General features: G+C 32.1%; 8 protein-coding genes. 5 read left to right on the top strand and 3 right to left on the bottom strand.

Translation table 11 applies throughout. From position 1 onward, the window contains the following. Positions 1-291: 291 nt before the first annotated feature. The 3 genes from C8C83_RS02590 (at position 292) to C8C83_RS02600 (ending at position 5,930) form a co-directional block, all read left to right on the top strand. The gene (locus tag C8C83_RS02590; RefSeq protein WP_121326298.1) at positions 292-885 is read left to right on the top strand and encodes an RNA polymerase sigma-70 factor; all 594 of its coding nucleotides are present in this window, start codon (positions 292-294) and stop codon (positions 883-885) included. 590 nt (positions 886-1,475) lie between these two features. Then, on the top strand, positions 1,476-2,936 hold the full coding sequence (locus C8C83_RS02595) for a TlpA disulfide reductase family protein (RefSeq protein ID WP_121326299.1): 1,461 nt from the start codon (positions 1,476-1,478) through the stop codon (positions 2,934-2,936). Between the two features lie 237 nt (positions 2,937-3,173). Beyond that, the gene (locus C8C83_RS02600) at positions 3,174-5,930 is read left to right on the top strand and encodes a M16 family metallopeptidase (protein WP_233566129.1); all 2,757 of its coding nucleotides are present in this window, start codon (positions 3,174-3,176) and stop codon (positions 5,928-5,930) included. A gap of 417 nt (positions 5,931-6,347) precedes the next feature. Here C8C83_RS02600 and glyA read toward each other — a convergent pair whose 3' ends face one another. From glyA to C8C83_RS02615, 3 genes are all read right to left on the bottom strand, one after another. Further along, on the bottom strand, positions 6,348-7,619 hold the full coding sequence (gene glyA / locus C8C83_RS02605) for a serine hydroxymethyltransferase (protein WP_121326301.1): 1,272 nt from the start codon (positions 7,617-7,619) through the stop codon (positions 6,348-6,350). 759 nt (positions 7,620-8,378) lie between these two features. Beyond that, the gene (locus C8C83_RS02610; protein ID WP_121326302.1) at positions 8,379-8,996 is read right to left on the bottom strand and encodes a Crp/Fnr family transcriptional regulator; all 618 of its coding nucleotides are present in this window, start codon (positions 8,994-8,996) and stop codon (positions 8,379-8,381) included. Positions 8,997-9,222: 226 nt separating this feature from the next. Further along, entirely contained in the window at positions 9,223-10,698 is a 1,476-nt protein-coding gene (locus C8C83_RS02615; protein WP_121326303.1) for a glycoside hydrolase family 30 beta sandwich domain-containing protein, read from the bottom strand. Between the two features lie 465 nt (positions 10,699-11,163). On the opposite strand from C8C83_RS02615, the gene C8C83_RS02620 reads away from it, so the two are divergent. Together C8C83_RS02620 and C8C83_RS02625 are read left to right on the top strand one after the other, a co-directional pair. Next, positions 11,164-11,910 (top strand): NUDIX domain-containing protein, encoded by a 747-nt coding sequence (locus C8C83_RS02620; protein WP_121326304.1) that lies wholly within the window; start codon positions 11,164-11,166, stop codon positions 11,908-11,910. A gap of 370 nt (positions 11,911-12,280) precedes the next feature. Continuing rightward, on the top strand, positions 12,281-13,264 hold the full coding sequence (locus C8C83_RS02625) for a catalase family peroxidase (RefSeq protein WP_121326305.1): 984 nt from the start codon (positions 12,281-12,283) through the stop codon (positions 13,262-13,264). The last annotated feature ends 7 nt before the right edge of the window (positions 13,265-13,271 follow it).

The raw sequence follows: 13,271 nt of genomic DNA on the forward strand, positions 1-13,271 counted from the left end.
TATGTTTTTTTATATTAATACGAAGCCGAAATACAAAACCCTAACAATTTGGTAATCTTTTTTTAATTATTGTTAATTATTTCGTAATTTGAAAGTAAAAACTCTCATAATTTAATTACATAAGATAGTTTTATAGTAATATGCAAAGCTAAAAATCCATAAATGACATTTTATTAAAAAGACAAAACTTTCATTTTTACAATTAATATTTATCAGAATACAAGATTTAACTAATTATATTCAATAAAAAAGCAACTTTAAAGATAAAGATTTATTTATATATTTGCCTTCATGAAAAACAAGGTATATGATAATGATACGCTGATCGAATCTTTAAAAAATGGAGACGAAAAAGCCTATGCTTATTTAATTGACACCTATCACCATATGCTTTGCGTATATGCCAACAGCCTTATAAAAAATATTTACAATGCAGAAGACATAGTTCAAAATGCTTTTTTAAAGTTATGGGAACAGCGCACAAGTTTAAAATCCGATTATACCATAAAAAACTTTTTATACAAATTGGTTTACAACGAATTCATTGATGTATACAGAAAAAATCAATCTCTTTTCTCGCTTGAAAAAACCTATCATGACACTTTAAATGTAATAGTTCAGCAAGACAACGAAGAATCTTTTGAAAACGCGATAAACATTGTAAATAAAAAAATCGAAAACCTTCCTCCTAAATGCAAAGAAATTTTTATTCTTAGTAAAAAAGAAGGATTGACCAACGTTGAAATATCAGAGCATCTCGACATATCCATTAAAACAGTTGAAGCGCAGATAACCAAAGCTTTTTCTATTTTGCGTACATCACTTCAGGAGAAAATAAAAAACTTTCTTTTTTTATTATTTGGAAATAGAAAACTGTACCGCTAATTATTCTGACGATAAAAAAAGCATTTTATCAAACAAGGCATTTCTAAAAAATTTAAAACTATTTAAAAAAGGAAACTGATACCGGTAAAATGAACTTTAACAGCTTTATTGTTTTTTTTACCAACAATTCTGCATTTTTAATCTCAACCTCATAAAATAAATTCAAACTCCCGCCATTTTAATATTTAGCCGTTCAATAAATTAAAAATCGTAACCGTTAATTTAGAATACTTATTCAAAAAACTTAGTTCGTCCAAAAACGAATAACTTCCTTTACTTTTCTACTACCAACTTTATCAAATAATCATCCCCGTTTTTACATTTATACTTGTTTCACTAAAATATAAACATTGTGTTTTACTGCTAAATAAAATCAGTGTAGAGAAAATCTTTTTTGCATGTAAAAACTTTCAAATTGTGAAAAAACCAACAATAATTAAAAAAAGATTATCAAATTGTTAGGGTATTGCATTTCGGCTTCGTTTAAATATAAAAAAAACCATAAAAAACTAACAAAAGAAAACAGCCCTTTTCTTGTATAATACTACAATTTAAATTTAGAAGAAACCAAGTCAAATTACAATTACTACATGAAAAAAAATAATCTTCAGTTATTATTAATTATTATAACTATATCATTTTCAGCTATTAGTTTTTCTCAGGAAAAACCAAAGGGTTTTATTATTTCAGGAAAACTTAGTAACTTAAAACAATATCCCGATGCTGTTTTTATAAAGAGTATGGAAAATCCCGATATTTCATATCGAGTTCCTGTTGTAAATGGAAAATATGTTATCAAAGGAATACTTAACGGACCCACACAGTTTAATCTCAATCCTATTTACAATACCAAAAAAGAAAAACCCAAGGATATAAACTCTATAATATTTGTTTATATCGACAATAGCCATACAACCATTGAACATAAAAATAGTTTTAGTAATTTACAAGTGAACGGTTCGCAGGCTCAATTGGAATTCGATACTTTAGATAAGCAGATTCAGAAGAGTATTTCTGAAGGGGCAACCGAGGAGCAGATCAATGAACTTAGAAGAAAATTTTTATCGGACAATCCTACTTCTCCAATTTCGGTTTATGTGCTTAGAAATTTTTCAGAAATATTAAGTCAAAACAGAAATATTTCTTTTGAGGATATCCCTTTTAGTTTACAGAACAGCTATCTTTTGTACGCCGGGCGTTATGATTATAAAAAAGCCTTACCAATCCTGAAAAAACTTCCTGAATCTCTGCTGCAATCCGATGCAGGTATGACATTCAATAAAGATATGGAGTTTGCAAAACTAGACCTTGATGCTGCACCTTATCGTGCAAAAATTGACAGTCTTATCGCAATTCATAGTACCGCAATAAAAAGTAAGAATTTAAAAGAGGCTTCCGATCTGGAAAAAGAAATGCTGGTTATTGAATCTGCCATGTACACCGATGTTTATGAAGCTTATATCATTAAAATGCCGTCCTCGGCTATTGCATTTCCTGTTCTGGAAAGGATAGCACAAAGCAATTTTAATGATCCTGTAAAGACAAAGTTATTTTTTGACAAACTATCAGAAACTGCCAAAGCTACAAATGAGGCAAAAGATTTTAAGGCTCGTCTTGATATCGCACTAAAAACATCAGCTATTGGAATGCCAGCTGCTGATTTTACCCAGCCTGATGTTTCAGGAAAACCTGTTGCTTTATCTTCTTATCGTGGAAAATATATTCTGCTGGATTTTTGGGCAAGCTGGTGCGGTCCCTGCAGGGCTGAAAATCCAAATATGATAAAGTTGTATAATGAATATAAGGACAAGGACTTCACGATTATCAGCGTATCGCTAGATACTGACAAAGTAAAATGGCTAAAAGCTATTAAGACTGACAATCTTCCATGGGTACAGCTATCAGATCTTAAAAAAGAAAATGCGGCAGCAAAACAGTATGCTATACTGGGGATACCTGCAAATATACTCATCAACAAAGAGGGAGTTGTAGTAGGTAAAAATCTTTTTGGTGATACTCTCGGAGCAAGACTTTCAGAAATTATAAAATAATAACGCACTCCACTACTATAAAAAATATTAAGTACGACCTCAACAAAATCATATTCATCGTCTTTAAAATTTAGAACTTAAGTCGTTTCAATTAATTATTTAAAACTTTTAATTTTTTCAAAACTTTTACACATGCAAAAACACACTAACGCAAGGCAAACCTCTGCAAGGATCACTTTTAGGTCAATTGCATTTTGTCTATTCTTTATTAGTTATGGCTTATTGGCACAAAAAGCAATGCCGGCTGACAATGAAAAAATACCACTTGATAAGGCTGTAAGAACAGGTAAATTACCCAATGGTTTCACCTATTATATTCGCAGGAATTTAAAACCTGAAGGACGTGTAAGCCTTTATCTCGCTAATAAGGTAGGGGCCATACAAGAGGATGAAGATCAACTTGGTGCAGCACACTTTCTGGAGCACATGAACTTCAACGGTACGGTAAATTTTCCAAAAAATGAGTTGGTAGACTATTTGCAGAAAATTGGAGTTAGCTTTGGAGCGGATCTAAATGCCATGACCACTTTTGACGCGACAATCTACCAATTGCCAATCCCGACTGATAATCCTGAATTTATAAAAAAAGGACTGACTATCATGCACGACTGGGCACAGGGAGCCTCATTGGAAACAGATGAAATCAATGCTGAACGCGGTATCATTCTGGAAGAAATGAGATCCAGAGATAATGTAATGCAGCGTACCATGATGCAGTATACTCCTGTGGTTTTAAATCAATCAAAATATGCATCAAGATGGCCTATAGGCACAGAAGAATCGATTAAAAAAATGACGCCCGAAGCTATCAGAAGATTCCATCATGACTGGTATCGTCCTAATCTTCAGGCATTAGTTGTCGTTGGAGATATTAATGTTGACGAAATGGAAAAACAGATCCGTAAACAATTTTCCGATTTGAAAAATCCTGTCAATGAAAGATCCGCAGAAGTCGATAAAGTAAAATTAGCTGGAAAAAACAATTTTATTTCAATAACTGACAAAGAAGCTGACGGAACTATGATTATGGTTGTAGTAAAAACACCAGAAATAGTTGTCCGTACTATTGCTGATTATAAAGAAACTTTTAAGCGACAGATCTTCAATGATATCATGAGTGATAGGTACAATGTTGTATCACTGAATGACAATCTGCAATTCATCGGTGCAACAGTTAATATTTCTCCTTTTCTTGGAAAAATCGATTTATTAAGCGGTATGGTTGCTCTTAAACCCGGACAATATGAAGACGGGTTTAAGGCTATGTGGCGTGAACATGAAATAGCAAAACGTTTTGGCTTTACAGAAAACGAAATAAAAACCTCTAAAAAAAGTATACTCGATGGTCTTGCATTAGCTCTGATTGAAAAAAGTAATGCTCAATCTTCAGGCTACGTAGATGAATATGTAAGAGTATTTTTAACTGATGAAGCCGCTGCTGGTATTGTAAAAGAAAATGAGATTTCGATTGCAGCAGTAAATGAGATAACTCAGGCAGATATGCATGAATTTATCAAACGTATGATGTCTGATACCAATCGTGACATTATTATTACCTCTGCCGAAAAATATAAGGACGTATTGCCTAATCAGGCTGCAGTAGAATCCTGGATGCAGGAGGTGGCAAAAGAAGACCTAAAACCTTATAACGACAAAAAAGACAACAGGCCTCTAATGGCAAAGAAACCAAGTCCTGGAAAAGTAAAATCAACAAAATCAATAGCTTCTTTAAGTATTACAGAATTGACACTGAGCAACGGTCTTAAAGTGATCCTCAAACCAACAAAATACAGAAATGATCAAATTGTAATTAATGGCTTTGGCCCAGGAGGAACCTCTATCTATAGTGATGCCGACTTTGAATCTGCCGCTAATGCCACCGAGTTAATTTCGGGAGCAGGAGTTGGAGAATTCAGTAAAATTGATATTTCTAAAATTTCAATGGCCAACCAGATGGGTATCAACCCTATTATCGATGAGAATTATCAGGAACTAATGGGTTCTTGCATTACCTCAAGCTTGGAAAAACAACTTCAGCTTATTCATCTTTACATGGCCAAGCCCAAGCTCGATACCAATTATTATGCTAATTGGGTTGATCGTACCAAAGCAGAATTAGCAGAACCATCAAACAGTCCTCAAAGCAGCAGCAATGATACTATTATTAGTGTATTTCATAATTATAATCCCAGGTTCAAAACTGCTACTATTGAAGACCTAAAGAAAATAAACATAAACAGAGCTTTCGAAATATATAAAGAGCGTTTTGGGAATGCCCGTAATTTTACCTTTGTCATCATTGGAAGTTTCAATCCCAAAACCATAACACCTTTATTGGAGACATATCTGGGTTCGCTTCCCTCTCTGCCAAACAAAGACAGTATCGTTAATCTGAATATACATCCGGCTCCTGGCAAGATTACAAAAATGGTATACAAAGGCAATGGAAATTTGTCAAACGTTACGATGATTTTCAGTGGAAAGTATAGTTATGGTGTTAAAAACAATATGCAACTCATTGCTCTTAAAAGTATTCTGGACTATAAACTTACAGAGCGTCTGCGCGAGATTGAAAGCGGGGTTTACTCACCGAGTGTAAGTGTTAACTACAGCAAAATTCCGAATAATGATTACTCCGTATTCATTAGTTTTAGCTGTTCGCCTGATAACTATGAAAGACTTATTGCGGCGACTCTTGATGAAGTCAAAAAATTAAAAGACAACGGCGCGCTGCTCACAGATATAGAAAAATTCCATGAGGAGTCTATGAGACATCATCAGATTATGCTAAAAGAAAATTATTTCTGGATGTCTTATATAACAAGATCCTATAAAAACGGAGATAACCTCGAGAATATACTAGAATATGAAAAAAATATAAAAAACATTCAGGCAAATAATATAAAAGAAGCAGCAAATACTTTCCTTAGTGGGGATAACCTGATAAAAGTTATTCTTTTACCGGAGAATTATGCGACTAAATCTAACAAATAAAAATAGCTTTGGAGTTCTGACCTGAACAATACAACACTCTTTAAGCCACGCCTTTCAGAACAACATTAAAAAGAAAAAGTAGCGGCCCAGCGCGGTCGCTACTTTTTTTATTTTCAATCGAATAACTTTTATTGCTAAAATTATATTTTTAGAACAGGGATGAAGAATAAAAACGGATTTTATCGGATAGTGATAGTGGATTTATTTTGAATAATCGGACTCGTTTAAATCAAATCAAGAATTCATCTATTAAAATTGAAAACATTTCATTTTGAACAATTTGCCAATACTAAACAGCACAAATTTCAGTAAAATTAACAACATAATTGTTTATTCATACTCCTCAAAGTTCATGTATTGATAATAAATCCAAAACAGCTTCAGAGTATTTGCTTATCAGGAGCGATTATAATTTATCTAAACAAAAATTCTTCTTTCATTCATCATTTCATTAACACTATTGGAAACCTCTTCAATAATCTGCTGACTTTTGTGATTGATTAATACCTTATCAATTAAAGCAACTATTTTCTCCATATCTGCTTCAATTAAACCTCTAGTTGTAATTGCAGCTGTTCCAATACGAATTCCCGAAGTTTCAGATGGTAATTTCTCATCAAATGGAATCATATTTTTATTTACCGTGATTTCAGCTCTTACCAATGCATTTTCAGCATCTTTACCGGAAATACCTTTATTAGTCAAATCAATTAACATCATATGATTATCCGTGCCTCCCGAAACAATGCTGTATCCCTTTTTTAAAAAAGCATCCGCCATAGCCTTTGCATTTTTTTGTATTTGCGTTGCATAAACATAGAATTCCTCTTGTAAGGCCTCTCCAAATGCAACTGCTTTCGCAGCTATAATATGCATCAGCGGACCTCCCTGATTACCGGGAAATACCGCCAAATCTAATAATGTAGACATCATTCTGATTTCTCCTTTTAAATTTGTGGATCCACACGGATCTTCAAAGTCTTTACCCATTAAAATCAACCCTCCACGTGGCCCACGCAACGTTTTGTGAGTAGTTGTCGAAACGATATGACAATGAGGTATTGGGTTATTCAATAATCCCTTAGCGATAAGTCCTGCGAGATGTGAAATATCGGCAAATAAAATTGCCCCAACACTATCAGCAATCACTCTAAAACGTTCAAAATCCAAATCACGAGAATAAGTTGACGCTCCAGCAATGATTAATTTCGGCTTTTCTTTTAACGCAATTTCTTGAATCTTATCGTAATCTAAAAGTTTAGTTTCTTTATCTACACCATAAAATACAGGATTATACAACTGCCCTGAAAAATTTGCAGGCGAACCATGAGTAGAGTGTCCTCCATGGGATAAATTAAATCCCAAAATAGTATCACCGGGATTTAAACATGCGTGATAAACCGCTACGTTTGCTTGTGAACCGGAGTGTGGCTGTACGTTTGCATAAGCAGCGCCAAATAATTCTTTGGCTCGATCAATAGCCATCTGCTCAATAACATCAACTACCTCACAACCACCGTAGTATCTCTTTCCTGGATACCCTTCTGCATATTTATTCGTTAAAACAGAACCAACTGCTTCTTTTACATCATCACTTACATAATTCTCAGATGCAATTAATTCTATTCCTCTAATTTGTCTTTTCTGTTCTTTTAGAATAAGATCAAAAATTTGTCTGTCTTGCTGCATTAATTTATTTTTAGTTGAAAAGTGATACTAATATACAAAGAAGTTAATTGTCACTTAGTGTTCAATCTTTAAAAATGTTTGATAAGATCAAAAACTTAACATTGGTCATATTGTAGTTTTTAAGAAGGAAAATCAGTCTTGTGAATTTTAATATTTTCTTGTGAAATTAACAAGGTGACGCGATTTAATATAGTGGTGAAGGAAACCTTTGAAACAATCAAAAATTTAGTGCTCCAAATTCAGAAAATCGTAGATATTTTTAAATGTTATTGTAACACCCAAACCAGGAAATTATCTGTACACTATTAACCTTTTGAAGAATACCGACTTCAATCATTATCAATAAAGAAAATACGGATCATTTGTTTGAAAAATACAAGATTAATAACAATCGAAAAAGATTATTCCATCTTTGAGGTAACATCACAAGAAGGGGAAGTCAATAATTAAATGGATCAATTAAGCACTTTATGATCTGTCGAATTTGTAAAAAGTTCAAGAATTTTATTTATCAAGTTCAATGGCGGCTTCAGAAAGGAATTATTAGAAATGGAAACAAATACGTTCGTGAACCAACAGATTTCTGCGCCATTGATTGAAATCATACTCTGTTGATGTATTTTCTAACTATCATTTAAAATAAGGAGAAGATAACAAGAACAGGAATATCTATACTAATCTAAAATTTTACGTCTAAAAAAACGTAAATGTTCAAGCTAATTTATATATATTATTCCCATTTTAAACCAATGCTTAAGATCAAACAATCAGAAATATTTTTCTATTTTGTTGTTTTATTTTCCCATCACCTTCAATTTTTTTCATTATCCTGGAGATTACTTCACGTGTTGTTCCCAAATCATCTGCTATGGATCTATGAGAAATTAAAAATTCTTTTGAATTGTGGAATTTGCTCTTATTTTTTAAATAACTCAAGAGCCTCTCTTCAAGTTTATAACAAATGATCTGTTTCGTTGTTTGTAAAAGATCATCATAATGTTTTTGATATTCATTCAAAATTAAAGTATTAAATACTGGAAATCTAATTAGCCAATCCTTTGCTTTATCCATTGGAATCAATAACATTTCCGTTTCCCCCACTGAAACTGCTGAAAAATCAGAAGCTCTTGGACTAAACAAATGAGCAAAACTAAAAATACAGGCACTTCCTTCTTTCAGGTAGTACAATAAAAACTGAATTCCATTCTCCTGACTTTGTACTTTTACTAAACCATTTAAAACTATTGGCAGGTAACTTATTAATTGCCCCTGATTTATTATATCTTCATTGTTTTCGAACTTTCTAATTTTTCCGAATTTTTCTATTTCACCAATAAATTCATTTCCAAATTCAGGCAAACAAATTTTAATATTCATAGTATCTTTCTTTTTTAATTATCTACCGTGTTTTTATCTTAAATAATATGAATGTATGCGAATAAAAAATATCTTCATTTCAATTAAGAATTATTATTTTATGATATCTAAACAATACCAAGTTACTACTTTCATCTAATTGCAATATAGACAGACCTCAAATTTAGTCCATCTGCTTTTTTATGATACTATTGCTTCGGATACTTTTACTAAATTGATAAATAATTTATTGTTTGATTAAAAAAGTGTTGAATGACTTTGGTTCTAGTTCGGGGCTTATAACAGTATTATTTATTTTGATATTTAATTTCTTGAGGGAACTGCTTTCATTATAAACTACCACCACAATTGATCCGTCTGAATTTTTAAAAGCCAGCAGGTTTTCTTTATTACTCATTAAATCTCCTTTCCAAAAACCGAGAACATCATTACGATGATTTACAACAGCTGTACTGCTGGTTTCTAACATTCTGGATCCTGGTTTTACAAAATGACTAAGATGTTTCATGAGATAGTATTCGTTATTCCATTTATATGTCTTGTTTGAAGCATCGATTGAAAGTAAAGAATTCTGTTTCCAGCCCCAGCGACTTACCCCTCCCTTAAGCAGGGAAGTGTTCCAGTATAAATAAGCATTGGTACCATTCATAAAATAATGCTTCATTAAATCCCAGCTGTAAACTGCGTAATCCCAATCATTTTTACCATTACCACATTCATGCTCGCTTTGATAGATTTTCAGATTTGGATATTGTTTATGAATAACTTCCACTGCTTCTTTACCTGCCCATTGAAGCCCAATTCCATTGATGTTTTCTGTCGCTTCTTTATAAACATCTGAAAAAAGGTTTTTGTCAGGCCTCTCTAGTGTTCCGAAAAAAGTCTGAACACCAACCTTTTTCATTCTTGGAGCGAGCACATTTATAAATTTGATTAAACCCTCTTTTGTCCATGTACAGCTGGGGTACCATTGTGCCGAATTAAACTCATTTTGAGGCATTACCATGCTTATTTTAATTCCTTGAGTTTTATAAGCTTCAATGAATTTTTCGAAATACAGCGCATAAGCATCGAAGTATTCCGGTTTTTGTATAAACATGTCGGTACCTTCTTTACCTAACTGTTTTTCAGTGATACCATTTTCGGTATTTTTAATAACTGTAGGTACTTTATTTAAAGCATAATGTCTATTATACTTCATCCATTGCGGCGGACTCCAGGGAGAAGCCCAAAGCTTAAGATCCTTATTATACTTTTGTGCTGCTTTAATAAAAGGAACCAGCGTTTGTTTGTCGTTTTCTATAGAAAAATTTTTCATTGTAAAATCCCCCTCAGTTTCATCATATGAGTACCAATCCCTTGAAAAATCGTTGGCTCCTATCGGCATTCTACCGATTGTAAAACCTGCTCCAGTTCCGGGCTCATATAATTCTTTCATAATTGCACTGCGATCTGCTGCGGAAAGTGCTGATAAAGATGTCCAGCCCAATTCATTAAAACAACTACCAAAACCTTCGATTTCCTGTAAAGGTCTCCTCGTGAAAATTTCAATCGATTCTGTTTCAGAAGCACTTGTTAAACCTTCTATTTCTTTAATTTCCCAGGGCGTTGATTCTGTTGTCGAAACCCATTCCGTATTAACTTTCTTGCTTGCGCAACCTACTATTATAATTAATAAAAAGCTTAATACTATGTTTTTCATATTGTTTATTTTTATAATTATAAATTTCTACACTATTTTTTACTACCTTTTTTATTCTCTTCAAATTACCTTTCCAATCTTGGAAAAAATATGATGCAAAGAACCTTTTTATTAGTTATTAATTATACTCGCACTAAATTTCAATGCTTCATAAAGAAGCAATATTAACCACATTTTTTCATATCAACAAATGAATCATAAAATAATTTTTATAATCATATGAAAATCACATTTTAATCTCTATAATATTAATAAAACACGTCTAGCATAAATCTTATAAAAATAAGAAAATTGACTATCATGTTGTAGCAGAACCTTAATTTTGCTCAATTAAATTAGTTTACTAAAAATTTAATACCAGAAAAAAATAAAATGTAAATTTCAATATTTTTTTTATCGTAGAAAAATGATAACTAATCGAGCTTTAACTCTAAAAAAGAGTAAATTTGAGTATAATTACATCCAATGGAATTAAAAAAGATACTGGAAAAAAGATCCGAAGAATCTTGGGAAAAATATATCCCGGCACTCTCTATTGATTGTACAATTTTCAGCTTTAAAGATACTTCTTTGAAAGTTTTGACAATCAAAATGAAAGATCAGGAATCTTGGGGGCTTCCTGGTGGATATGTTCAAAAAGATGAAAATGTTGATCACGCGGCTATTCGTATTTTAAAAGACCGAACTGGTACGGAAGATATCTATTTGCAACAATTTTATACTTTTGGTAATTTAAACCGTTCAGAAAGTTTTTTTGATAATTACCAAGATAATTTATGGAATAAACAACGCTTTGTTTCTATTGGCTATTATGCACTTGCAGATTATTCCAAAGTAAAATTGATTATCGATGAGTTTTCAAGCGATTGTAAATGGCATTGTGTTAACGATCTGCCATGTTTAATGATGGATCACAGAGTTATTTTTGAAAAAGCACTTTTTACGCTGCGCGAACAATTAAATAATCATCCAATAGGATATAATCTTCTTCCTGAGAAATTTACAATACCGGAACTTCAAAAATTATATGAAATCATCCTTGGAAAAAAACTAAATCGTGGTAATTTTTACCGAAAGATTTTAAAATACGACATCTTAACAAAACTGGATGAATATCGAAAAGGTGGAGCACATAAAGCTCCTGATTTATACAGCTTTAATTTAGAGAAATATAATGTTGCGTTGAAAGAAGGTTTGAAAGGGAACTGGTAAATTATTAAAAAAAATTGAAATATTTCTTTGTATAGGAAAACTTTTGACAAATTAATACTGGACAATTTTCAAAAAAAACATCAAAATAATCTCCTGTTTAAGATGAAAAAAATCATCTGCAATAAATTGAATGTAGAATTTATGATCATTTAAACGCGAACTTGCAGGTCCAAAAGAAGTATTTACTTCTTACAGAATTATTTCAAAGATTTGAATACTACTGAAAAAGTAATTTCATAAAAATTAAAAAACTACACAAAAATAATATACGAAAATCAGATAATAACATTATAAGCTGTGACTTTTGGTACTGATTTTTACTATTGGTTATTCTAATATTGTACAATATTAATTTTTAAAAGTGTAAATTATGAAAAAGTTTAGAATTTCAATCATTTTTGGTCTGATGCTGATTTCATCGATCCTAAAAGCTCAAACAATAAAAACTGAATCCACACCTAATCAAATGGTAGATGCTCTGCATAATACGTTTGGAAAACATCCTAATGCAAGAGCCGTACATGCAAAAGGTATTATTGTGGAAGGGTATTTTGAAGCCTCCGAAAAGGCTAAAGCCATCACAAAAGCCATTCAATTTCAAAACAAAAAAACACCGGTAACAGTACGCTTTTCTGATTTTACGGGAATTCCAAATATACCAGATACAATTGGAGCATCAAATCCAAGAGGATTAGCTATTAAGTTTCTTTTACCAAAAGGAGTAACAACAGATATAGTTACTCATAGTTATAACGGATTTCCAGTATCAAATACAGATGAATTTGTTGAATTATTAAACGCAATTGCAAAAAGTGGAGCGAATGCTCAAAAACCAACCGCTTTGGAACAGTTTTTTGGAACTCATCCTATAGCCAAAACTTTTTTAACCACTCAGAAACCCGCCACGACAAGTTTCGGAACAATTTCATACTATGGAGTAAATTCATATAAATTTACGAACGTAAAAGGCGAATCAAAATTTATAAGATATCAATTTATTCCAGAAGACGGAGAACAATTTTTAAACAAAGAGCAAATTGCGAAATCAAGTCCGGATTATTTATATGATGAAATCAAAAATCATTTAAAAAACAAACCTGTTAAATTTAAATTGTATGCACAAATTGCAAAAACAGAAGATAATATAGCCAATCCTTCAATAGCTTGGCCAGAAACAAGAGAACGTATATTACTGGGGACAATTACAATTACTAAAATTGGAAAAAATACGCCCGATGCTGATAAGCAATTACATTTTATTCCAAATAATGTAACAGAGGGAATTGAAACGGCTGATCCCATGCTGGAAGATCGTTCAAAAGCCTACCCAATCTCTATAAAAGAACGTCAATAAACAAAAT

This window comes from Flavobacterium sp. 90 (assembly GCF_004339525.1).
Classification (GTDB): domain Bacteria; phylum Bacteroidota; class Bacteroidia; order Flavobacteriales; family Flavobacteriaceae; genus Flavobacterium.